The organism is Arthrobacter sp. TJ-238, assembly GCF_058269215.1.
Genome location: NZ_JBZCNH010000019.1, coordinates 1 through 592 on the forward strand (window position 1 = coordinate 1; position 592 = coordinate 592).

General features: G+C 74.0%; 1 protein-coding gene. It reads left to right on the forward strand.

Annotation, left to right across the window (positions count from 1 at the left end):
* Nucleotides 1–592: DUF222 domain-containing protein (locus AC4D2O_RS19125; RefSeq protein WP_490908988.1), on the forward strand; the 592-nt coding region annotated here is incomplete at both ends.

Genomic DNA, 592 nt, shown 5'->3' on the forward strand with positions numbered 1-592 from the left:
ACACCACACCCGGCCGGACCGCGACCAAAGCCCGCACCCTGCGCACCCGCCTGCACCCCGAACCCCTCCACACCCGCGCCGCGACCGCCGCCGCCCGCCGCCGCGTGGACCTCGAACCCGACCACGACGCCATCGCCTGGCTGCACATCTACCTCCCCGCCACCGACGCCACCGCCATCGACACCCGCCTCACCACCACCGCCCGCACCCTGCACACCCCCACCGAAACCCGCACCCTGCCCCAACTACGCACCGACACCCTCACCGACCTCCTCCTCACCCCCAGCCGCCCCGAAGGCCCCTGCCCCGGGGCCGACGGTGCCGATAGTGCCGATAGTGCCGATAGCGCCGACGGTGCCGATAGCGCCGACGGTGCGGACCAGGGTACCGGTGGGGTGGCGGAGCCGCGGATCCGGGCCCACGTCAATGTCACAGTGCCCGTACTGACCCTCCTGGGCCTCGACGAGGCACCGGCCGACCTCGAAGGCTACGGACCCATCCCCGCCGACACCGCCCGCCGCCTGGCCGCCCACGCCCCCTCCTTCACCCGACTCCTCACCCACCCCGAAACCGGGGCCGTGCTCAGCGTCGG